Genomic DNA, 22,063 nt, shown 5'->3' with positions numbered 1-22,063 from the left:
CCAGGCTCGAACCTCTCAGAACCTCACGGCCAGCACGCCCTTGAAGGCATGGTCCTGCGTATCCTGGGCGAGCTGGCCGGTATAGGCCAGGCCGAGCGTAGCGTTCTTGCCGATGGCGAGATCGAGCCCGGCCTCGACGACGGCAGCGTCCCGGGCGATCGGGATGCCGGCGATGCTGAAGGCGCTGGAGCCGGCGAAGGCAAGCGTCGTGGTCGGGTCGACATCGCCGAAGGCATGGCGCCAGGCGAGCCCGCCGCGCAGGCTCAAATCCATGCCCTGCAAGGAAAAACTGGTCGAGGCGCGCAGGCCCAGCGTCGAGTAGCCGAGGCTGGTATCGTCGCCGCGGGCGGTCAAGGCCGCCGACCCGCCGGTCTCGCTGAAGCCGTCGCTATGCAGGTTGACATAGGCCAGGCCCGCGAAGGGCTCGAAGGCGAGCTTGCCGACATCGACGCGGTAGCCGAGTTCGCCGAAGATCTGGGCCGTGCCGGCGTCGTAACCGGCGCGCAGATTGCTGCCGAAGGCCGAGGAGACGACGGTGCGGCTGGTCTCGACATCGTGCCAGCTATAGCTCGCGCCGGTCCTCAGGCTGAGCGCGCCCCAGCGCCCGCCGGCGTAGAGGCCGAGATGGTAATTGTCGCTCTCGCCCGAGGAGAACCGGCTGTTCACGTCGAATGTGCTGCGGCTGTAGCCGGCGACCGCGCCGATGCGCAGAGTGTCGAACAGGGCGGCGTCAGTGCCGAGCAGGAAGCCGCCGGTCGAGTGCGTCAGCCTGGCGGCGTTGCCGTCGCTGTCGCTGCGGCCCCAGGAGCCATAGCCCTGTCCCCAGACCGCGAAGCGGTCGGCGTTCAGCGTCGGCATCGGCCCCTTCACGCTCGGGGCGAGATCGGCGGCGAAGCCGTAATTCAGCGTCGCCATCGGCGCCGCGCCGACGCCGCCGAAGGCCGCGCGCAGCCGGTCGTTGACGGCGGCGCGCAGGAGCCAGCTTTCGTCGATCAGGGCCGTCTTGGCCGAGGCGTGGATTTCGCCGGAGATCTGGTCGAGCGCCGTGCGGGCTGAATCCAGCGTCGGCTGGTTGATCATGCCCGTCTGGATGGAATTGCCGGCAGGGAGGCTGTCGACGCCCCGGCCGGTCTCGGCCTGGTTGCCCGTCGCGCCGGCGGAGGCGACGCTGCGAGTCTGGATCACCGTCAGATAGGCGTTGTTGGCGTCGTAGCTATCGCGCAGGCTCAGGAACGGCGTCATGGCGAAGTCGCCCGAACCATAGCTTCCGGTCAGGCCGCCGGTCGAGGTCAGGATGGTGTAGCGCTGGCCGGCCAGCAGGGTGGCGCCGGTATAATTGACGACGGTGAACGCCGCGCCGCTCGCCAGCGTCGCGGCGCCGTTCACCCGGATCAGGTCGGAGGTCACGGTCGCGGGATCGATCTCGACCTGATAGGTCGAGCCCGCCGCCTGCAGATAGGCGCCGTTGACGGTCAGCGTGCCGATCGAGTTGCCGGGCGCGATGGTGCCGCCGGTCGCGATCGTGGTCGCGCCGACCGTACCGGTTCCCTGCAGCCGGCCGCCCAGCACCGTCACAGTGCCGCCCAGCACCCCGTTCACCGACAAGGTGCCGGCCTCGACCAGGGTGGTGCCGGCGAAAGCGGCATTATCGGCGGTCAGGATCGTCGTGCCGCTGCCGATCTGGCGCAGCGTGCCGTTGCCCAGGACGAGATTGTCGAAGGCGAAGGCGTCGGAGCGGTTGAAGGCGAGCGTGCCGGCGCTGCCGGTCGTGATGCTGCCGATGACGCTGCCGCTGGTGCCGCCATTGCCGATCTGCAGCGTGCCCTGGTTGATCTGCCAGTTCGTCGTGGCCGTCCCAGTGCCGGTCAGGCTCCAGGTGCCGGTGCCGGTCTTTATGAAGCTGTCGAAGTTCCGGTATTGCGCCGCGGCGCCGATGGCGGAGACGTCGAAGCTGGCGGTCCCGGTCCCGCCGAGGCGAAGGATGTCGCTCGTGCCGGTGGCGTTTGCGACGACATTGCCTTCGATGACCGAGCCGGCCTGAAGCTCCAGGTCGATCAGCCCCGTCGAGCCCGCAGCGAGCCGGATCGCATCGGCCTGCCCGGCGCCGGCGCGGATCGCGCCGCTATTGGTGAGAAGGAGGTTTGCGCTCGCCGCAGTCGGGACGATCGCGACCGCTCCAGCCCCGCCTTGGATCGTGCCGCTATTCGTCAGCGTAATGGTGGCATTGCCTTGGACGGCAGCGGCCCCGCTTCCGCCTTCGATCGTCCCCATGTTGACGATGGAGGAGGTGTTAGCGCGAACGTTGAGCCCAGCACCGCCCACCGTCGCTCCGGTGCCGCCGCGGATCGTTCCCTGGTTGACCAGCGTGTTGACTGTGCCTGTCCCGCCGATGTCGACGCCGGTCCCTCCGGCGCCGCCCGTGCTGTTTCCACCCTGAATGGTTCCGAGATTGATCACCGACGAGTTGAGCCGAGCCTGGATGCCGGAGCCGGCAGTTGCCGCTTGCGCGTCGCCACCTTTGAAATTGCCCTGCAATGTGAAGCTGTCGCCAAGGCCGGCAACTCCGAGGATATTGATCGGATTACCAGCGGTCGCGCCGGTGCTGCCGATCACGGAAAGGGTGAAGCTCCCGGTGTCGATCGTGATCGGCTTGGTCGGCGCCGGCAGGCTGGCGGTGGCCGTGGTGAAGCTGGCTGTCAGCACGATCGTCGAGGTCGGGTCGCCATCGGCATTCGCCTGGGCGATGCGGCCGCGCAGCTCGGCGTCGGTGCTTGCCGTATAGGTTGCAGCCATGGCAGGGAGCCCGCAGGCCAGGGCGAGAGCGGCGCAGGAGGCGCCTGCAAGAAGCCTCGCCTTTCCCAGATATTTCATGCCCGCAGCCCCGCTCACATCCGCCTCCATCGTGATCGTTCCGAAGAAATGCAACACCCCAGGTTGCAAGAATTCCGGGATTCGGCCGTTGCGACAAGGCCGCACTGGCAACACAACGAACAGAGCGTTTACAGAGCAGCAAATATATCACAGCGCTGCGACAGGGGCCGGGGGCTGGCTCGTCCCGGGAGCATCGGCCCGAAAAGTGGGAACCGGTTTTCGGAGCCAGCTGATGTGATCAAAGCCGGCATCGGCCCAAAAAGTGGGAACCGGTTTTCGGAGCCAGCCGATGTGATCAAAGCCGGCATCGGCCCGAAAAGTGGGCACCGGTTTTCGGGACCAGCCGATGCGATCAAAGCGAGCATCGGCCCGAAAAGTGGGACCCGGTTTTCCGGGCCAGCCGATGCTGGCGGCCGTTTACGAGGCGAAGGCCAGGCGCGCGGCGGGCTGGCGCACTGGGGCCGCCCTGATCGCGAGATCGCAGGCCTGCCGGCCGCCCATGACCTCCGCGAAGCTTTCGATCGGTTGCGGCTTGCCGAACAGGTAGCCTTGCAGCTCCTCGCAGTTTTCGCCGACCAGGAAGCGCACTTGGCCCGCGGTCTCGACCCCCTCCGCCACGACGCCGATTCCGAGGCTGCGCCCCAGCCCCAGCACGGCGCGAACGATCACCGCGGCCTGCGGGCTGGTTTCGACCTGCCCGACGAAGGACCGGTCGATCTTGATCTTGTCGAAGGGGAAGGCCTGCAGGGTCGCCAGCGACGCATAGCCCGTTCCGAAGTCGTCCATCGCGATGCTGATGCCCAGCGCCTTCAGCCGCATCAGGATCGAGAGCGCGCGGCTCATATCGGCGAAGATCGCCGTCTCCGTGATTTCGATCTCCAGGCGGCTCGGCGGCAGGCCCGTCTCGGCCAGGATCGCGAAGATGCGCTCGGGAAGATCGCTCTGCTGGAACTCGCGGGGAGACAGGTTGACCGCGAGCTTGAGAGGCCGCGTCCAGCGCGCCGCCTCGCTGCAGGCGCTGCGCAGGACCCATTCCCCGAGCGCCGAGATGAGACCGGTCTCCTCGGCGAGCTGGATGAACTCGCCGGGCGGTATGAGGCCGCGCACCGGATGCCGCCAGCGCGCGAGCGCCTCAAAACCGATGAGCTCGCAGCTGCCGGCCCTGACCTGCGGCTGATAATGGAGTTCCAGCCCCCCATTCGCGAGCGCCGTCCTGAGATCGCGTTCGAGTTCGCGCCGCCGCGTGATCGCCTCATCCATCGCCGCGTCGAACATGCGATAGCAGTTACGTCCCTCCGCCTTCGCCTGGTACAGCGCGAGATCGGCCCGGTTGAACAGAAGCGTCTCGACCAGGCCGTGCTGCGGCGCCCGCGCGATGCCGATGCTGAGGCCGACCTCGATGGCCTGTCCGCCGAAGGGGAACGGCTTGCCGACGACCGAAATCAGGTCCGCGGCCAGGCGGCGCAGGCCTTCATCGCTCGGGTCGCTCCTGACCAGAATGGCGAACTCGTCGCCACCCATGCGCGCTACGGTGTCGGCTGGATGCATGCGCCCGGCGAACCTGCCGGCGACACGCTTCAGCAGTTCGTCGCCGGCCATGTGACCGACCGTGTCATTGACGCTCTTGAAGCGGTCGAGATCCAGGCACATCACCGCACAGGTGCCGCCTTCATCCGCGACCTCCCGCAAGGCCAGGCCCAGCAGCTCGCAGAAGCGGGCCCGGTTGGTCAGGCCGGTCAGCCCGTCATGGCGCGCCATATGGGCGATCTGCTGTTCGGCAAGCTTGCGCGCTTCGATGTCGATATGCGTGCCGACGATGCGCTGGGGCAGGTCCCCCCCGTCGCGCTCCACGACCTTGCCGCGCGCCAGCACCCAGCCCCAGCTGCCATCCTTGCGGCGCAGCCGGTGCTCGCACTCATAGACCGGCGAGTGGCCGTCGAAATGCGCCTGCAGGAGGCCCTGAGCCTTGGGTCCGTCCTGTGGGTGGAGCAGGCCCTGCCAGGTTTCGATAAGGCCCTCGAGCTCTCCCGGCGCGTAGCCCAGCATCGTCAGCCAGCGGTCGGAGTACCAGGCCTGGCCGGTCGCGATATCCCAGTCCCACAGCCCGTCGCTTCCCGCATCCAGGGCCCGCGCCAGGCGCTCCTCGCTCACGCGCAAGGCCGCGCCATGGGCTGCGAGGGCGTGGTTGGCGCGCCTGAGGCGGTCGGCGAACAAGCTGAGCGCGGAGAACGCCAGGGTCGTCAGCATCACGGCCGCGATGCCGGCCGCCAGAGCCCCGCGCGCCAGCTCACCCTCGGGAGCGGCGATCGAGGGATCGGGCAGCGCCCGCATTGCGGCCATCGAGACGAAGTGCAAGGTGCCGATGGCCCCGGCCAGAAACGTCGTGGCAACGGCGCGGGGGTAGCGGGTCGGGCGGCGCGTGAACACGAACAGCGCCGCGCAGGTCAGCACGGCCGCTGACGCGAGCGCCGCCGCGACGAGCGTTTCGTCCCAGATGAAGCGGCCGGTAATGCGAACGCCCGCCATGCCGGTGAAATGCATCGCGGCGATGCCTGCGGTCAGCACGATGCTGCTGGCGACAATGGCGACGGCGCCGGCGGCGCGCCGGATCAGACACGCGGCGCAAAAGGCGGTCGCCATGGCGACGCCCAGCGAGGCCAGGGTCAGGCGCACATCATAGCCGATGGCGAGCGGCGACTCGTGGCCGAGCATGGCGATGAAATGCGTGCTCCAGATACCTGCGCCGGCCGCAGCGCCGGTGGCGGCGAGCCAGATGGCGGCGGCCCAGCCCGCGCTTTCGCGGGCCTGTTTGAGCAGGCCGAACGCCGCATGGCATGACACCCAGCACACCAGCGCCGATAAGGGCAGCACCCAGGCGGCATGTTCATCCGTCAAGCACGTCAGTGTTCGATACATGGCGCCTGCGCAATTGTGACGATCAGGCCGGTCGTATAGGGCAGAAAGCGAACGACATCGTGCCAGGGAATGCTAAAATTGCAGGCGAACATCGCTGACATCATTCAGGTTGTTACGTCACGCAGGGGCTCGCCGAGTCGGGGCGGCCCGTTCGCTGGCGGCTATTCCGGGTGTCGGGCGTTCCAGGCCTCGGCATACTCCGCGCACATCCGATAGACGGCGTCCCGATCCGTGACACCTGCGGGCTTCGCGCGGGAGGGCAGGGCGGCTTGAAACGGCGCATAGCCTTGATGCGCCAGCCGCCAGAGCCGCCGAAGCTCCTTCAGCGGCTCGGCATGGTCATCGACACGCAGATCGAAGCTCGCAAACGGGGCATCACTCCAGATGCGGATGGCGCAGGACTGACGCCCGCGGCTGTCGCCGCCCTCGCATTCGCCGGCTTCCATCGCGACGATGAGGCGCTCGTCGAAATCAAGTGCGGACGCCGCGAGATAGGCGTCAAGCGTCGCCTCGACGACCTGCGGCCCCGCCAGCATGTTCCCCGCGACGGAGACGTCGGGAGCGCTGACGCTGCCGCTCCATGCGATGCAGGCCGAGCCGGTATGGCAGGCCGCGCTGCCGGTACGATCGATCACATGCACCTGCCTGTGATCGCGGCCTTCATCGGCCGCCACCAGCGCCCCGACGATATCCTGGGAAGAACAGCCTTCCCGGAGCATCCTCAGGCCGTCGACGCCGAAAAACGGATTTGCGAAAGCCTGCGTCGCGATCGCCCCGGTTCGACCCGCGCCGTAGGGGACGACCGCCCCGACCGCCAGCGCCCGCGACGCGCACAGCACGCCAAACGCACCGGTTTGCGCATCCCGCGCAATGATCGACCACGTCATGCGGAGCCCCCCGTCATCGATGCCATCGACATGCTGCAGTAGCAGAGTTCGTCCTGCCTCGCCGCAGCGAACCAATTTGCGGCGCGGGCCGCATCTCGAAGCCTCGCCTGATCGGTCCGTTCCGAGGTCGAACGTTGCGAGGCTTGGCACGCCTCATGGGCGATAGAGACGACGGCCGTCGTCGGCCCGCGACGAGCTCGCCACGAGTTGTCAGGCGCGATGTTTCGCGGGGTGAGGGCTGCGATCCTCGAGACTGAAGTTCGGGACCGCCGCGAAGGCGTTTTTCAGATGCTCGCCCATCATCTGGGCCGCCTTCTCGCGGGCGCCGGCACCGACCGCGTCGAGAATGGCCAGGTGCTCGCGGCACCAGTCCTTGACCCGGCGGCGATTGACGTAGCCGCCGAATTCGAGGAGCCGCCGCATGCGGTTCTGCTGCTGGATGGCCTGGAGGAAGAACGGGTTGCCGCCGAATTCCGCCAGCATTTCGTGAAACTGGGCATCCGTCTCGAACAGCTGGGCCCGGTCCACGGTTTCGATCGCTGGATGGGCCACGAGATAGAGGTGCTGCAGGCGGCTACGCTCGATCATCGCCGCATCCGCCCGGAAGTCCTGCAGCAGCAGGATGGCGGGCTCGATGATGCTGCGGAATGCGTAGCTGCCATGCATGCCGATCTTGGTGTCCAAGGTCGGCACGAAGCTCCAGCCGCGCCCGGCATTGCGATGGATGAGGCCATCGTCGAGCAGGCGCAGCAGCGTCCTCTGGAGCGCGGCGCGGTCCACCTCGTAACGCCGCGCGATATCGCTTTGGATGAAGGTCACCGGCAGTCGCCCGACCAGGCGATCCTGCACGATGAGCGCATAAAGGTCCTGATCGGATGTCGAGGGCACCTCCAGCTCGAGCCGGTAGAGCTCTTCCGGGCGCGCTAGGAGGAAATAGCCGTGGTTGCGGCGCGCTTCGAGGATGCCGCGCTCGGCGAGAAGCTGCAGCGCCGAGCGGATTGGCGTCCGCGAAACCTGCAGCAGGTCGCCGAGCGCCTGCTCGCGCAGATGGTGTCCGGGTTCAAAGCGCGCCTCGCGGACGACATCGAGAATTTGATTGGCGAGCTTGTGCCGCCGCTGGCTCGAACCACGGGCCATCCTGTCCCTATCTGATCGCGTCGATCGAACTACTTCGAGCAATCGATACAATGGGCTGGCGCTTCTGGGCAAGCGCAGCGGCGCCGCCATCGAGCGGGCATTCCCAAAGATACGAGCCTCGCCTTCACAGTGCGCGAGCGGAAAGCGGATTCGGGCGCGGATTTCACCAGTGCTTGCCCGGTATTTGATCAAGCGCCGCGCGGGGGTTGCGTTGACTCCTTTCCGGTTCCGTCTTGTACTGTTGCTGATCAATAGAGCAATCTGTTCACGACGAGGGGGAATGGCATGCTTCGAAAACTCGCTTCAGCCTTCATAGTGCCGTTGGGGCTGGTCCACGCCGCCATGGCCGCCGAGCTGCCCAAGAGCGGCCTCGTCGAGGCCGGCGTGCTGACCTATGGCGTCGCGGCGACATTCGCGCCCTTCGAGTTCCAGAAGGATGGCAAGCTCACCGGCTTCGATATCGATTTCATCGAGGCGATCAGCCAGAAGCTGAAGGCCAAGCCGGCGCCGATGAACATGGAGTTCAAGGGCCTCATTCCCGCGCTGCAGGGCGGGCGGCTCGATATCATCAATTCGGCGATGTACATGAACCCGGCACGGGCCGAGCAGGTCGATTTCGTGCCTTACATGAAGATCGGCAACATGGTGGTGGTCCAGGCCGGCAATGCCGCCAAGATCACCGGCCGCAACGAGACGCTCTGCGGCAAGACCATCGCCGTTACGCTCGGCGGCATCCAGGAGAGCCAGGCTCGCGCCGATGACAAGAACTGCAAGGACAAGGGCCTTAAGAGCGTCGATGTGAAGACCTTTCCGACCGCGCAGGATTCCTGGCTGAACCTGCGTCAGGGGCGTGCCGATGCCGTCTACGACTCGACGCCGGGCGCCGCGAAGGTACTCGACGAATTGCCCGGGATCTTCGAGACGGTTGGGCCGGAGTTCGAGTCGAACACCTCGATCGGCATCGCCACCCGCAAAGGCGATGAAGCGATGCAGGCCTCGCTCAAGGCCGCCATCGCGGAGGTCGTCGCGGACGGAACCTATAAGGGCCTGCTGGCGAAGTGGAAGCTGCCGGCCTCGGTCTCCATCTTCAACTGAGTTCCGGCTCTCATCAAAGAGTTAGAGCAGGATCAATGCGAAAAACCGGTTCCCCCTTTTTCGTATCCTGCTCTGGCAGCCTCGCCTGACGAGGCCGCCATGACGTCGCCGTGCAGCCAAGATCTCAGAGCCATGCGAGACCTCAGAGCCCGTTTGGAAACTCCGCGAGCCCTCATCCTGAGGAGCCATTCCCTTGGGAATGGCGTCTCGAAGGATGCTCCAGGAGGCTCTGGAGCCATCTGGAGCATCCTTCGAGACGCCGCTTCGCGGCTCCTCAGGATGAGGGCTGGAATGTCCAAACATACTCTCAGAACCCTGCATGGCCGAGTGTCCTGATGTCCTTACAGCTCGTCCTCGATTACGTGCTGTCGCCGATCTTCTTTCACGGCGCGATGATGACGCTGCTCATCACCGTGACGTCCCTGTTCTTCGGCATCCTGGCAGGGCTGGTCGTCGCCCTGCTTCAGGAGGCGAGGCTGACGCTTCTGCGCGTCCTCGCGCTGTTCTATCTCTGGCTGTTCCGCGGCACGCCCGTCCTGTTCCAGATCATCTTCATCTACAATGTCCTGCCCGGCTTCGGCATTCGCCTGTCGGCCTTCATGTCGGCGGTGATCGCGCTGTCCCTGAACGAGGGCGCCTATATGGCGGAGATCCTGCGTTCCGGCATCAAATCTGTGACCAGAGGCCAGCGCACGGCCGGCCTTGCGCTCGGCATGACGCGCGCGGGCGTCATGCGTCACGTCGTGCTGCCGCAGGCGCTGCGCATCATCCTTCCTCCGGTCGGCAACCAGATGATCGGGATGCTGAAGACGAGCGCGCTCGTCTCCGTCGTGGCGGTGGAGGAGCTGCTTTTGATCGCGAACCAGACAGCGAGCGCCAATTTCCGCTATTTCGAGGCCCTCTCGGCCGCCGGCATCTACTATCTCGTGCTCACGACCATCTTCATGGCGGCGCAGGCCTGGCTCGAGCAGGCGCTGGACCCCAAGCGGGCCCGCGCACGAAGGAAGGCCAAGCCGCTCGTCGAGCGGCTGACTGCGGCGGCTGACATCCGATGAGGCACGCATTCTGTCCCGATTGCGGGAGGCCGTCATGACCGCGCAACGCCCTCTACTCGAACTGATCGGCATCGAGAAGAGCTTCGGCCAGCTCCAGGCGCTGAAGACCTGCTCCCTGGAGGTTCAGGAGAAGGAGACCGTCGTGCTGATCGGGCCGTCGGGCTCCGGCAAATCGACCCTGCTGCGCTGCGTGAACCTGCTGGAGCCGCCCGACCGCGGCAACATCCTCTTCAAGGGGAAGGATATCGGGAGGGATCTCAGGGCGGCGCCGCTGATCCGGCAGGAGATCGGCATGGTGTTCCAGAATTTCGAGCTGTTCCAGCATCTGAGCGCCGCCGAGAACATCATGCTCGCACCGATGAAGGTCCTCGGCCTGTCGCGCCTCGATGCCCATGACATTGCGCTCGGTCTGCTCAGGAAGGTCCGTATCCCCGACAAGGCCGACAGCTATCCCGACGAACTCTCGGGCGGGCAGCAGCAGCGCGTCGCCATCGCGCGGGCGCTGGCGATGAAGCCGGCCGTGATGCTTTACGACGAGCCGACCTCGGCGCTGGACCCGGAAATGATCCGCGAGGTGCTCGATGTTATGGCGGAGCTGTCGGCCGAGGGCATGACCAGCATCGTCGTCACCCATGAGATGGGCTTCGCCAAGCGCGCCGCCGACCGCATCGTCTTCATGGAAGCCGGGCAGATCGTCGAGATCGCCAACAGCGCGGATTTCTTCGGCGGCACCGTGAATGCGCGGGCGCGGCAATTCCTCGACCAGATCCTGCACTGACTGCTGACCCGCCGGTTTCGAGACACGCCATGACAACCACCCCCGACGCGTCCCGCATGAAGCGCGAGCTCGCCGAACTCGTCGCCATCCGCACGGAAAATCCGCCCGGGCGCGAGCTGGAGGCGGCCGACTACGTCGCGGCGCGGCTGCGCGAGATCGGCCTCGACGTCGCGCTCGACGAATACAAGCCCGGCCGCGTCAATGTGGAGGCGCGCCTTCTCAACGGGCCGGGGCCGGTCTTCGCCTTCAACACGCATATGGACGTCGTGCCCGCCGGCGAAGGCTGGACGAGCGATCCTTTCGTCCTGCGCGAGGCGGAGGGGCGCCTCTACGGGCGCGGCGCCTGCGACTGCAAGGGCCCGCTCGCGGCCATGCTGGAGGCCGTGCGTATGCTGGCCGCGACGCGTCGGAGCTGGTCGGGCACGCTGCTCGCCATCTTCGTCGCCGACGAGGAGATCGCCAGCGAGGGGGCCAAGCACTATGCCGCCAAGCGGCCGAAGATCGATGTCGCCGTGGTCGGCGAGCCGACCTCCAACACGATCTACAGCGCCCATAAGGGCAGCCTGCGCCCGCTCGTGCGCGTCCACGGTGTCCCCGCCCATTCGGGCACGCCGCATCTCGGCGAGAACGCCGTCCTGCGCGCCGGGCAGCTTCTCGCCATGGTCGCGCAGGAGCATGAGGCGAATGTCCGGCGCCGCACCCACCCGCTCGTCGGCGAGGCGAGCCTCACCGTGACGCGCATCCATGGCGGCCATGCCGATAATGTCTTGCCCGGTGCCTGCGACCTGCTGCTCGACCGGCGGATGGTGCCGGGCGAGGACGAGGATGGGGTCAAGGCGGAGATCGCGCTGGTGCTGAAGCAGGCTCATGCGCGTTTCGGCCTGCGCGCCGATATCCTGGAGTGGAAAGCCACCACGGGCGGTGCCACCGAGACCGCCCCCGACCGGCCGATCGTGCAACGCAGCCTCGCTGCGGCGCGCCGCCACGGCATCGCCGAGCCGGGACCGTTCGGCTTCCAGGGCGGCTGCGACCTCGTGCATTTCCGGGCGACGGGCGCCGAGGGCGTCGTGATCGGACCGGGCTCGCTCTCCGTCGCGCACAAGGCCGACGAGTTCGTGCCGGTCGACGAATTCGTGGCCGCGAGCCTGATCTATCGCGACGTCGCCGTCGCGATGCTGTCGGGCTGAGGGGAAAGCCGATGCGCCTGTCCCTGCACCGGGCGATGCTGAGCTATGGCGGCGGCCTGCTGCTGCACACGGCCTCGTCGGGGCCGGTCGCGGGCCTCGACACGCTCTATCTCGCCTTGCAGGACGCAGACGGCATCGCGGCCACGGGCGAGGTCCGGATCAACATCGCCTATCTCAACGGGCTCGCGGCGGAGTATGTCGTCACGGAGGCGCTCGCGCTGCTGCCGGGCCTCGACCTGACGCCCGCCCCTGAGACGCTGCTGGCCGCGCCGCCGCCGCTGTTGTCGCGCGCCAGCGCGCCGCTGCGCATGCTGGTCGATCTCGCCCTGCATGATCTCGCCGCCAAACGCGCCGGCCAGCCGCTGGCCGCGTTCCTGGCCAAATCCGAGGCCGGGCCGGTCACCTATGCGACCAACCAGACCCTGTTCATATCGGATGATGCGACCTTCCAGCGCCAGGCGCAGGCCTATGTCGGGCGCGGCTTCCGGGACCTGAAGGTGCGCATCGGCGCGGCCGATTTCACTGAGGATCTCGCCCGCATCGGCAGCCTGCGCACACGCTTCGGCGCCGGCGTCAAGATCGCGGTGGATGCGAATGCGGCCTGGAGCCTGGCGGATGCGCCGGCACGGCTTGAGGCGCTGGCGCCGTTCGATCTCGCCTATGTCGAGCAACCGGTCGCGCCGATGGGCTTCGATGTGCTGGCGCGGCTCGCCGAGGCCAGCCCCGTCCCGATCATGCTCGACGAAAGCGTCAGGGGCGAGGACGACGCGATGCGCCTCGCCACTGGCGGCCACAGGCTGATGGTGCATCTGAAGCTGGTGAAGCTCGGCGGCCTCGCGCCCGCCTTGCGCGCCGCCCGGGCGCTCGCTGGGGCCGGCGTGCCCTGCATGATCGGGCAGATGAACGAGGGTGGCCTTGCCACCGCCGCCGCGCTGCATCTGTGCGCTGCCACGCAGCCGCGTTTCGCCGAGCTCTATGGCGCCGACGGCCTGAGCAACGATCCGGCGCCGGGCCTCGTCTATGCGGATGGCCTGGTGTCCGCTCCGGCGCGGCCTGGCCTCGGCCTTTCCTTCGCGCGCGAGCGCACAGAGACACTCTGGGAGAATTGAGCGATGGATATCGGCAGCGTCGTACAGGGCTCGGAATCGGCCTTTCCGAAGAGCGAATATGACGGCCGCGTCGCCAGGGCGCGCCAGCGTCTCGCGGCGGCCGGGCTCGACGTGATGGTCGTCACCGGGCCTGAGAACATCTTCTACCTCACCGGGCAGCAGACGCCGGGCTACTACACCTTCCAGGCGCTGGTGCTGCCGGTCGATGGCGATCCCGTCTTCGTCATCCGGCAGCTCGAATATTTCAACTTCATCGCCAATACCTTCATCGCGGATGCCGCCGTCTACCAGGATGGCGAGGATCCGGTCGGCTTCCTGACCAAGGTGATCCGCGACAAGGGCCTCGCCGGCAAGCGTGTCGCCATCGACAAGCGCGGCTGGTTCCTGCCGATCGCCGTCTATGAAGCGCTCCAGGCCGAGCTCGGCACCATCGGCGATGCGGCCGGTATCGTCGAGGCGCTGCGCGCCATCAAGTCGCCGCTGGAGCTGGAGAAGCTCGACTATGCCGCAGCCTATGTCGATGCCGGGATGAAGGCGGGCCTGGCGGCCGTGAAGCCGGGCGCGACCGAGAACGATCTCGTGGCGGCGATGATGGGCGCGGCGATCGCGGCGGGCTCGGAATATATGGGCATGGAGCCGCTGGTCTCGTCGGGCTCGCGCTCGGGCGTGCCGCACGGCACCTGGAAGCGCCGCCGCATCGAGGCGGGCGACCCCGCCTTCCTCGAAATGGCCGCCTGCCATGACCGCTACCACGCTGCGCTGATGCGCTCGGCCTGGCTCGGTGCGCCGCCCGCCGTGGCGAGCGACATGATGAAGGCTTGCCAGGACGCCCTTGCCGCCGCCCTGGACGAAATCCGGCCGGGCGTCGCCTGCGAGGTGCCCCATCTCGCCTGCCAGGCCGTGATCGACAAGGCCGGCTATACCGACGCCTTCCGCAAGCGCCTCGGCTACAGCGTCGGCATCTCGTTTGCGCCCGATTGGGGCGAAGGCGCGATCCTGAACCTGAACAAGGGCGTCAAGACCGAACTCCAGCCCGGCATGGCGTTCCACCTGCCGCCGGCGCTGCGCATCTATGGCCGCTTTACCGTCGGCGTCAGCGAGACGATCGTGGTGACGCCAACGGGCCACCGCGTGCTCGGCACCATCGACAGGGCGCTGCTACAGGTGGATTGAGCCGTATCGACCGCCCGCTTTGCTCCATGGGGATGCCGTGACCCTCCATCTCGTGATCGACCACACGGCTCGTCCGGCCCGGTTTGGAGCAGCCGCAGCGGTCGCGGCGCTCCGGCGTGGCGCGCGCTTCATGCATCTGCCCGCGACGTTCGATCTCGCAGCCCATCCCGACGCCGAGCAATATGTCCATGCCGCCGGCGGCCTCGGGCCGAGCGGGCTCTATTTCGCCGAGCGCATCCTGGGGCGCCCGATCGCGGCGGCGGCGAGCGTTGCGGAGATCCTGTCCGAGGCGCGCCAGGCCGATGTCGTGGTTCCGATCCATCCGAGCTTCGGTCAGGACGGCCGCCTGCTGCGCGAAGGCGCGCTGCAGGCCGGCATCCCGGTCGATGAGGAGATCGCAGCGCCGGAGCAGGCGGAAGCGGCACCCGCCCGCGCCTGGTCCACCCAGCCGTGCCGTTCAATCTGTCTCGTCGGGAGCGAACACGACCATCGCAACGTCTATCCGGCTGCGCTCGCCTCGCTGCAGGACGCTGCCGCAGCCCTCGATCTCGCGATCGCCATCCGTTTCATCGATCCGCGGGACAGCGATGCGGCGCTGTACGAGGATGCCGCCGGCATCCTCCTGCCGGGCGGTTCGGACATGGGCAATGTCCCCGGCCAGATTCGTGCGGCGCGATTTGCGCTGGCTCGCGGCGTTCCGGTGCTCGGCCTGTGCCTGGGCATGCAGACCATGACGACCGCCTTCGCGCAGCGGGTTTTGGGGGACGGCATGGTCAACCTCGCCGAAGCCGATCCCGAGGCGAAAACCAAGAGCTTCGTCGCCATGGCGGGGGACATGAGCGCCGATGGTCCTGCGATCCTGCCCGAACATCGTACCGGCGATGCAAATGTCGATCTCGTACCGGGCACGCGTCTCGCCGCCTTGATGGGAGCGCAGACGATGCGCGTGCGCTGCAACCATCGTTTCCATCTGGCCCCGTCGCTGCGTCGCGATCTGCAGGAGGCGGGTCTCGTCGTCAGCGCGACCAGCTTCGCCGGCCGCGTCGTCGATGCCGTCGAATGGCCCGCACATCCCTTCTTCCTGGGCCTCCAGGGTCACCCCGAACTGGCCCCCAAGACGAGCGCGCCGCATCCCGTCTTTCCAGCCTTCCTTCGCGCAGCGCGCGACGATCTGTGACGATCCCGGTGTAAACCGCGCGCCCTCACGGGGGCCACGCCATCGTCCTAGGCTGGAATCTTGCCGTGCAGCTTGATCTCCTTCAGCACCAGATTGGTGCGCACATGGGCGATGCCCGGCAGGCGGAAGAGAAACTGCTCGAGAAAGACGTTGTAGTCGTCCTTGTCGCGGCAGACGACGCGCAAGTGATAGTCCGCCTCGCCGGTGGTCGCGAAACATTCGACCACTTCGGGCTGTTGGGCGACGCGTGCGATGAAGTTGGAGACGTGGTCGGCTTCGTGGCGCAGCAGCGCCACATGCACGATCGCGCTGAAGCCAAACCCCGCCCTCTCCGCATCGACGATCGCCATGTAGCCAGCGACCACGCCGACCTCTTCCAGCGTCCGCACCCGGCGCCAGCAAGCGGAGGCGGACATGCCGGCCTGATCAGCCAGATCCTGATTGGAGACACGCGCATCGGACTGCAGGATCTGCAGCAGCCGGCTGTCCTGGGCGCTGAGCTCGATTTTTGCCATTCTGGTAGGTCTCACCGATGTTGCGCCATTTTCCGGTATAAATTTCCGGACAATAGGCAAATATCATAAAGTCAGGCAAAATTTTCCAGAGGAATCTGGTTAAATCGACCGCAACAATAACATGCGGGAGGTTTCGCTCATGGCTTACGATGCCCCGGTTGGCGACTACGCGCTCGGCGACCGTTACGCGAAGAGCTCCGGCCGCGTCTTCATGACTGGAACGCAGGCGCTGGTGCGCATCGCGCTCGACCAGGCACGGCGCGACAAGGCCCGCGGCCTCGATACGGCGGGCTTCATTTCCGGCTACCGCGGCTCGCCGCTCGGCGGGGTCGATCTGGAGCTGTGGCGCGCCAAGGACCTGATCGCGCAGCATAAGATCGCGTTCCTGCCGGCGGTGAACGAGGACCTTGCCGCAACGGCCGTGCTCGGCTCGCAGCAGGTGGAGACGAACCCCGACAAGCAAGTCGAGGGCGTCTTTGCGATGTGGTACGGCAAGGGGCCGGGCGTCGACCGCGCCGGCGATGCGCTGAAGCATGGCAACGCCTACGGCTCCTCGCCGCACGGGGGCGTTCTCGTCGTGGCGGGCGACGATCATGGCTGCGTGTCGTCCTCAATGCCGCACCAGTCAGACGTCGCCTTCATGGCCTGGTTCATGCCGACGCTGAATCCAGCCTCGATCGGCGAGTACCTGGCCTTCGGCGAATATGGCTACGCGCTCTCGCGCTACTCGGGCATGTGGGTCGGCTTCAAGGCGATCTCGGAAACCGTGGAAAGCGGCCAATCTGTCGAGATTCCGCCGCCACGCGATTTCCAGGAGCCCAGCTACACGCCGCCCGCAACGGGGCTGCATTATCGCTGGCCGGATCTGCCGGGTCCGCAGATCGAGGAGCGGATGGAGGCCAAGAAGATGGCCGTATTCGCCTTCGCCGAGGCCAATCCGATTGATCGCCGCATCTATGACATCCCCGACGCCAGTTTCGGCATCGTCACCACCGGCAAGGGCCATCTCGACCTGATGGAGGCGCTGCGCCTGCTTGGCGTCGACGAGGCGGCCTGCCGAGAGCTGGGGATCGACATCTACAAGGTCGGGATGGTCTGGCCGCTGGCGCGCCGCGATGCGCTCGATTTCGTGCGCGGCAAGACAGAGATCCTCGTCGTCGAGGAGAAGCGCGGCATCATCGAAAGTCAGCTCAAGGAGTATTTCTACGATTATCCCGGCCACAAGCCCCACGCCATGGTCGGCAAGCGCGACGAGGACGGCAACCGGCTGATCTCCTGGATCGGCGAATTGTCGCCGATCATGCTGGCGCCGATCGTGGCGCGGCGCCTGGATGCGCTGTTTCCGGACCTTTGCCTGTCCGAGCGGGCGGCGAGCCTGGTGCCCGAAGCCGACCGCCTGATCCAGGTGCCGGGCGCGACGCGCACGCCCTATTTCTGCTCGGGCTGCCCGCACAACAGCTCGACCAAGGTGCCGGAAGGCTCCAAGGCGCTGGCGGGCATCGGCTGCCATTTCATGGCGAGCTGGATGGACCGCGAGACGACCTCGCTGATCCAGATGGGCGGCGAGGGGGTGAACTGGGCCGCCTCGTCGCTGTTCACCGGCAAGGGCCACATCTTCCAGAATCTCGGCGAGGGAACCTATTACCATTCCGGCTCGATGGCGATCCGCCAGGCGATCGCGGCCAAAGCCAACATCACCTACAAGATCCTCTACAATGACGCGGTGGCGATGACCGGCGGGCAGCCGGTCGACGGGCCGATCAGCGTGCAGGCGATCGCGCAGGAGGTCCGCGCCGAAGGCGTCGAGCGTTTGGCGCTGGTGTCGGACCAGCCCGAGGCATTCTCAACCCGCGACCTGCCCGCCGGCATCACCATTCATCACCGCCGCGAACTCGACGCCGTGCAGCGCGAGCTGCGCGATGTGAAGGGCGTCTCAGTGCTGATCTATGAACAGGCCTGCGCCACCGAAAAGCGTCGCCGCCGCAAGCGCGGCACGCTGGAGGACCCAAAGCGCTTCGCCTACATCAACGATCTCGTCTGCGAGGGCTGCGGCGATTGTTCGGTCGAGTCGAACTGCCTCAGCGTCGAGCCGAAGGAGACGCCGTTCGGGCGCAAGCGCAAGATCAACCTGTCGAACTGCAACAAGGATTTCTCCTGCCTGAATGGCTTCTGCCCGAGCTTCGTCACGGTCGAAGGCGCCACGCGGCGCAAGAAAACCGTGACGGCGGACGATTTCGTGGCCCGCGCCGCCGTCCTCCCGGCGCCCGCGCCAGTGTCGCTCGACAAGCCGTTCGATCTCCTGGTCACCGGCGTCGGCGGCACCGGCGTCATCACGATCGGCGCGCTGATCGCGATGGCGGCCCATCTCGAGGGCAAGGGCAGCTCGGTGCTCGATTTCACCGGCTTCGCGCAGAAATTCGGGCCGGTCCTGTCCTTCATCCGCCTGGCCGGCACGCCATCGGCCATCAACCAGGTTCGGATCGACAACGGCGCGGCTGACGCCCTGATCGGCTGCGACATCGTCGTCTCCTCCTCGCCGAAGGCGTCGGCGACCTATCGGCGCGGCATGCGAGCGGTCGTCAATCTTGCCGAGATGCCGACCGGCGACGTCGTCCGCTTCCGCGATGCCGATCTCGCCTCGCGCCGTCGGCTGCATGAAATCGAGAACGTAGCCGGAGCCGGAAACGTCCGCGCTTTCGATGCCAACGCCATGGCGGAAACGCTTTTCGGCGACGCCGTCTTCGCCAATGTCATCATGCTGGGGCATGCCTGGCAGCAAGGGCTGGTGCCGGTCTCGCATGCGGCGCTCGACCGCGCCATCGCGCTCAACGCGGTCGCGGTCGAGACGAACCGGCAGGCCTTCGCGGCGGGGCGCCTGGCTTTCGCCGATCCCGACTTCAACGGCAGGGAGGAAGCGGTCGGCCCCGAGACGCTCGACGCGGTGATCGCGCGCCGCGCCGAATTTCTCGTCGGCTATCAGGACGAGGCCTGGTCGCGACGCTACCGCGACGCTGTCGAGCGTGTCCGGGTCGCGGAGGCGCCCTTCAAGTCCACCGCACTGACCGAGGCGGTGGCGCGTTCGCTCTTCAAGCTGATGGCGTACAAGGACGAATACGAGGTCGCGCGGCTGCACATGCAGAGCGGGTTTCTCGACGAGCTGAAGCGCGAGTTCGAAGGCGACTTCACCGTGAACTACCACCTCGCGCCGCCTCTGCTCGCGAGCGGCAGGGATGCCCGGGGCCGACCCCTCAAGCGTCGGTTCGGCCAATGGATCCAGACGCCGCTGCGGGCGCTGGCTCGCTTCAAGCGGCTGCGGGGCACCGCCTTCGACGTCTTCGGCTATACCGACGAGCGCAGGATGGAGCGGGGCTTGATAGGCTGGTACGAAGGGATCGTCGCGCAGCTGCTGGAGCGCCTGCCGCGGCAGGGGCCGGCGGAGGCGGCGGAGATCGCCAGGGCGCCGATGGACATCCGCGGCTATGGCCCGGTCAAGGACAAGGCCGTCGAACAGGTGAAGGCGCGCGTGAACGAGTTGCTCGCGCGGCCGATGCCGCTGGCTGTGAATGGTGGGGTTCGCCACCCCAAGGGGCAGGCCGTGAACTCATGACCAGGGCGACCGGGATCGGCGGGCGACAGATATGGCGTCGCTTCGCCGCCGACGGCTGAATCACGATGCGCCAGCCGCCATGCCCGCACCTGTCGACATGCCTTCACCAGTCGTCACGCCTTCATCGGCGGTCATGTCCTGCCCTGCCGACGATACGAGCCACGCCGCCATGCGCTCGGCCGTCCCGTCCTGGGGATCCCTCCAGCGGGCGACCTGCCTGTTGGAGCAGGCCTGCGCCTCGCCCAAGCCGGTCAGGCGCATCAGGCGTTGTTGACGCAAGGCATCGGCGACGAGCAGCGAGCGCGCCAGAGCGACGCCGTTGCCATCCATCGCCGCCTGCAGGGAGCTGCCGATATCACGGAAGCGCAACGTTTCATGGCCGGGTCCTTTCCGCAGCCAGGTCGCCCAGGACCACTCCCGCTCCGTCTCCTCGCCTCGCCGTCCTTTCGCCAGCAGCGGCAGCGCCCGCCAATCCTGACCCGGGCCGATGCTCCCCAGCAGCCTCGGTGCGACGACCGGGAAGACGCTCTCGGACGGGAAAGGCAACTCGCGGGCGTCTTCCGTCTTGTCAGTCGGCATCTTGCCGGCCTGCGGCAGCCAGAGCAGGGCAAGGTCAACCTCGGCGCGTGCGGCCTCGGCCGCCGTGTCCCAGGTGCAAACCTCGATGGACAGGTCTGGAAAGGCATTGCAGAGAGAGGGCAGGCGGGGCGACAGCCACCAAGCCAGCAGTGACGGGCTGAGGCCGAGCCGGAAGATCCGCGGCCCCGATTGGTCCGCGATCCGGCGTCGCAGACCCGCGATCGTGCCCAGCAGCGGAGCGAGCTCGCGGGCGAGCCGCAGGCCTGCTTCGGTCGCGCGCAGGCCGGGGTTGAGCCGTTCAAGCAGGGGGACGCCGAAGAAGCTCTCCAGCGCCCGGATCCGGTGACTGACGGCGCTCTGCGTCAGGCCGAGTTCATCGGCGGCGAGCGTCATGCTGCCGAGCCTCAGCACAGCCTCGAAAGTGAGCAGGCCCGCAAAGGGCGGCATCTGGGCTGAGATGGAACGCACACCGCATGAAACAGCTTCATGCCGGGCGGAGCAATGCTCATTTGCCGCGGGCTGGCCTGACACGCCATGCCGGAGCCATGCAGCACTGTCTGGAAGACGATCTCTGGAACGCCCGTAGCCGGCTGACCGCAGCCACGCTCGGCCTTGGAGCCTTCCTGGCCAATTTCGACGTGACCTCGGTCGTGGTCGTCATGCCGGCGATCGGGACGGATCTCGGCGTCCCCGTGGAGGGCTTGGCCTGGATCGTCGATGCCTACAGCATCGCCTTTACCGCGACCTTGCTCGTGGCCGGCGCCCTGGCCGACCGCTTCGGCCGGCGGCGGACGCTCATCATCGGAAACGCCTGGTTCCTCCTGGCATCCCTTGCCTGCGGCCTTGCGTGGAACAGTCCGCTCTTCCTCATGGCCCGCGCGGCTCAGGGCGGCGGCGCGGCCTTTCTCGTGACCGGGGCTTTCGCCTTGATTGCCTCCGCGTTTCCTGCGCCGGGACCGCGGGCCCGCGCCTTCGGCATCGTCGGCGTCGTTTCCGGGGTCGCCATGGCGCTGGGGCCGAGCCTGGGCGGCATGATCAGTTCCGGGCTGGGATGGCGATGGATCTTCCTGGCCAATCTGCCGTTCTGCGCCCTGATCGCGCTTGTGGTGCCGCGTATGGTGGCCGAGACGCGCGACGACACGGACAAGCCGCTGGACTGGCTTGGGGTCGTTATCCTGACGCTGGGGCTGGTGATCGAAGCCATCCTCGAGGCCCGCCATTCGCTGATCCGCATGGCGATCGGGCTCGCGGCGGGGGCCGGGCTTGTCGCGTTGTTCGCCGCCCGGCAACGGCGGCAGCCGCGGCCGATGCTCGATCCGGCCGTTTTCGCGAGCCGGCCGATGGCCGGCGTCGCCGCCTTGCTGCTGGCCGTCTCGGCGGGATATTGGGCCGTCCTGGTCTACCTGCCGCTTTTCCTGGGCGCCGCCTTCGGCTGGACGGCCAGGTCGGCCGGGCTGGGGCTGCTGGCCGCGACCCTGCCCATGCTTGTCATCCCGCCCTTTGGCGGTCGCCTCGCATCGCGGCTGGGCTGGCGGCGGCTGTTCGCGGCGGCGCTGACGCTGGTCGCGCTCGGCGGATGCGCCCTGGCCGCCGCGGCGCTCACGCAAGCAACGGTACCGGCGCTCGCATGGGCCTTCGCCGGGATGATACTGATCGGCACAGGGGCCGCCCTGTCGCATCCGCAACTGTCCGGAGCCGTGCTGGCGCTTGCGCCGCCGGAGGCCAGCGGCATGGCATCGGACGTCACCGTCATCGCGAGACAGGCCGGTTTTGCGATGGGCGTCGCCGCGCTTGGCGCCCTCACGCCGTTCGATCTTGCTGCGGCCGGCTTCGTCTGGCCCTTCGGCTTTGCCGCCGCCGCGTCGGCATGCGGCGTGCTGGCCTGTCTTCTGCTCCCGGCTTCATTGAACGGAAGGCACAGGGCCGGAGCCTGATGTGGCATGGCGTCGAGCTGATATCGGCAACCGGTGTAAAGAT

The 22,063-nt window shown here is 67.3% G+C and carries 15 protein-coding genes; 9 read left to right on the top strand and 6 right to left on the bottom strand.

Annotation, left to right across the window (positions count from 1 at the left end; translation table 11 throughout):
• Positions 1-15: 15 nt before the first annotated feature.
• The 4 genes from CYD53_RS10945 to CYD53_RS10930 form a co-directional block, all read right to left on the bottom strand.
• Positions 16-2,793, bottom strand: a complete 2,778-nt coding sequence (locus tag CYD53_RS10945) for an autotransporter outer membrane beta-barrel domain-containing protein (protein ID WP_181011811.1) — start codon at positions 2,791-2,793, stop codon at positions 16-18.
• A 495-nt stretch (positions 2,794-3,288) separates the two neighbouring features.
• Complete coding sequence (locus tag CYD53_RS10940) at positions 3,289-5,766, bottom strand: EAL domain-containing protein (RefSeq protein ID WP_342751692.1); 2,478 nt, start codon at positions 5,764-5,766, stop codon at positions 3,289-3,291.
• Positions 5,767-5,948: 182 nt separating this feature from the next.
• Entirely contained in the window at positions 5,949-6,749 is an 801-nt protein-coding gene (locus CYD53_RS10935; protein ID WP_342751691.1) for a DUF1028 domain-containing protein, read from the bottom strand.
• Between the two features lie 135 nt (positions 6,750-6,884).
• Entirely contained in the window at positions 6,885-7,811 is a 927-nt protein-coding gene (locus CYD53_RS10930; RefSeq protein ID WP_103718124.1) for a GntR family transcriptional regulator, read from the bottom strand.
• A gap of 285 nt (positions 7,812-8,096) precedes the next feature.
• Here CYD53_RS10930 and CYD53_RS10925 point away from each other — a divergent pair, with 285 nt between their 5' ends.
• The 7 genes from CYD53_RS10925 (at position 8,097) to CYD53_RS10895 (ending at position 15,385) form a co-directional block, all read left to right on the top strand.
• Positions 8,097-8,906, top strand: coding sequence for an ABC transporter substrate-binding protein (locus CYD53_RS10925; RefSeq protein WP_103718123.1), 810 nt, complete (start codon positions 8,097-8,099; stop codon positions 8,904-8,906).
• Positions 8,907-9,241: 335 nt separating this feature from the next.
• Positions 9,242-9,961, top strand: coding sequence for an amino acid ABC transporter permease (locus CYD53_RS10920; protein WP_103718122.1), 720 nt, complete (start codon positions 9,242-9,244; stop codon positions 9,959-9,961).
• 34 nt (positions 9,962-9,995) lie between these two features.
• A complete protein-coding gene (locus CYD53_RS10915) occupies positions 9,996-10,739 on the top strand; it encodes an amino acid ABC transporter ATP-binding protein (protein ID WP_181011810.1) in 744 nt (247 codons plus the stop codon).
• A gap of 29 nt (positions 10,740-10,768) precedes the next feature.
• Positions 10,769-11,926 (top strand): M20 family metallopeptidase, encoded by a 1,158-nt coding sequence (locus CYD53_RS10910; protein WP_103718120.1) that lies wholly within the window; start codon positions 10,769-10,771, stop codon positions 11,924-11,926.
• An 11-nt stretch (positions 11,927-11,937) separates the two neighbouring features.
• Positions 11,938-13,035 (top strand): mandelate racemase/muconate lactonizing enzyme family protein, encoded by a 1,098-nt coding sequence (locus CYD53_RS10905; protein ID WP_103718119.1) that lies wholly within the window; start codon positions 11,938-11,940, stop codon positions 13,033-13,035.
• Between the two features lie 3 nt (positions 13,036-13,038).
• Positions 13,039-14,208 (top strand): M24 family metallopeptidase, encoded by a 1,170-nt coding sequence (locus tag CYD53_RS10900; RefSeq protein WP_103718118.1) that lies wholly within the window; start codon positions 13,039-13,041, stop codon positions 14,206-14,208.
• 37 nt (positions 14,209-14,245) lie between these two features.
• Entirely contained in the window at positions 14,246-15,385 is a 1,140-nt protein-coding gene (locus CYD53_RS10895; protein ID WP_103718300.1) for a glutamine amidotransferase-related protein, read from the top strand.
• A 47-nt stretch (positions 15,386-15,432) separates the two neighbouring features.
• On the opposite strand, the gene CYD53_RS10890 is transcribed toward CYD53_RS10895, so the two are convergent.
• The gene (locus CYD53_RS10890) at positions 15,433-15,900 is read right to left on the bottom strand and encodes an Lrp/AsnC family transcriptional regulator (RefSeq protein WP_103718117.1); all 468 of its coding nucleotides are present in this window, start codon (positions 15,898-15,900) and stop codon (positions 15,433-15,435) included.
• 139 nt (positions 15,901-16,039) lie between these two features.
• Between CYD53_RS10890 and CYD53_RS10885 the strand changes: the two genes are divergently transcribed.
• The gene (locus CYD53_RS10885) at positions 16,040-19,507 is read left to right on the top strand and encodes an indolepyruvate ferredoxin oxidoreductase family protein (RefSeq protein ID WP_103718299.1); all 3,468 of its coding nucleotides are present in this window, start codon (positions 16,040-16,042) and stop codon (positions 19,505-19,507) included.
• Positions 19,508-19,567: 60 nt separating this feature from the next.
• Here CYD53_RS10885 and CYD53_RS10880 read toward each other — a convergent pair whose 3' ends face one another.
• Positions 19,568-20,554, bottom strand: a complete 987-nt coding sequence (locus CYD53_RS10880; RefSeq protein ID WP_181011809.1) for a LysR family transcriptional regulator — start codon at positions 20,552-20,554, stop codon at positions 19,568-19,570.
• A gap of 77 nt (positions 20,555-20,631) precedes the next feature.
• On the opposite strand from CYD53_RS10880, the gene CYD53_RS10875 reads away from it, so the two are divergent.
• Positions 20,632-22,020 (top strand): MFS transporter, encoded by a 1,389-nt coding sequence (locus CYD53_RS10875; protein ID WP_103718298.1) that lies wholly within the window; start codon positions 20,632-20,634, stop codon positions 22,018-22,020.
• Positions 22,021-22,063: the final 43 nt, after the last annotated feature.

The organism is Allobosea psychrotolerans (assembly GCF_002917105.1).
GTDB classification, from domain to species: Bacteria; Pseudomonadota; Alphaproteobacteria; order Rhizobiales; family Beijerinckiaceae; genus Allobosea; species Allobosea psychrotolerans.
The sequence above is the reverse complement of the archived record's forward strand: the minus strand, read 5'-3'. Positions and strand labels throughout refer to the sequence as shown.

Coding starts and splice junctions, on each gene's coding strand:
- CYD53_RS10945 (WP_181011811.1), bottom strand. CDS start 2,793: ATGGCTGCAACCTATACGGCAAGCACCGACGCCGAGCTGCGCGGCCGC.
- CYD53_RS10930 (WP_103718124.1), bottom strand. CDS start 7,811: ATGGCCCGTGGTTCGAGCCAGCGGCGGCACAAGCTCGCCAATCAAATT.
- CYD53_RS10925 (WP_103718123.1), top strand. CDS start 8,097: ATGCTTCGAAAACTCGCTTCAGCCTTCATAGTGCCGTTGGGGCTGGTC.
- CYD53_RS10920 (WP_103718122.1), top strand. CDS start 9,242: ATGTCCTTACAGCTCGTCCTCGATTACGTGCTGTCGCCGATCTTCTTT.
- CYD53_RS10915 (WP_181011810.1), top strand. CDS start 9,996: ATGACCGCGCAACGCCCTCTACTCGAACTGATCGGCATCGAGAAGAGC.
- CYD53_RS10910 (WP_103718120.1), top strand. CDS start 10,769: ATGACAACCACCCCCGACGCGTCCCGCATGAAGCGCGAGCTCGCCGAA.
- CYD53_RS10905 (WP_103718119.1), top strand. CDS start 11,938: ATGCGCCTGTCCCTGCACCGGGCGATGCTGAGCTATGGCGGCGGCCTG.
- CYD53_RS10900 (WP_103718118.1), top strand. CDS start 13,039: ATGGATATCGGCAGCGTCGTACAGGGCTCGGAATCGGCCTTTCCGAAG.
- CYD53_RS10890 (WP_103718117.1), bottom strand. CDS start 15,900: ATGGCAAAAATCGAGCTCAGCGCCCAGGACAGCCGGCTGCTGCAGATC.
- CYD53_RS10885 (WP_103718299.1), top strand. CDS start 16,040: ATGGCTTACGATGCCCCGGTTGGCGACTACGCGCTCGGCGACCGTTAC.
- CYD53_RS10875 (WP_103718298.1), top strand. CDS start 20,632: ATGCAGCACTGTCTGGAAGACGATCTCTGGAACGCCCGTAGCCGGCTG.